Genomic DNA, 385 nt, shown 5'->3' on the forward strand with positions numbered 1-385 from the left:
ACGATCTCGCCATCTGCCGGAAACAGCTTTGCGGCGGCCGACATGGTGAGCCAATCGGCATCACCGAAGGTTCCGCGCTTGGCGCGCTTCACCGGATCGGACACCACGACCGATATCCTCGCCGATATGGCGACGATGATAAAGCCGACGGCAGCGGCAATCACGGCAAAGAAGTCGAGATAGGACAGCACCTCGTCCCAGGTCACCGCCCCACTCTCGACGGATGGCGACAGGCGCGCATATTCGCGCAAAGCGTAAAAGCCGGCGACTCCGAGAAAGCAGATCAGGCTGACCATTGCCACCGGCCGGCGGCGATGCATCGGCAGCGCGAAGACAGTGATCATTCCCGCAATCGGACCGAAGAGCAGATTGGGAACGGGGGGTG

The 385-nt window shown here is 61.8% G+C and carries 1 pseudogene; it reads right to left on the bottom strand.

What is annotated here, in order from left to right:
- Positions 1-385: pseudogene (locus tag CEV33_RS01635) on the bottom strand (Ti-type conjugative transfer system protein TraG); the annotation flags it as partial.

The sequence above is a fragment of the Brucella grignonensis genome (assembly GCF_002252505.1).
Lineage (GTDB): Bacteria > Pseudomonadota > Alphaproteobacteria > Rhizobiales > Rhizobiaceae > Brucella > Brucella grignonensis.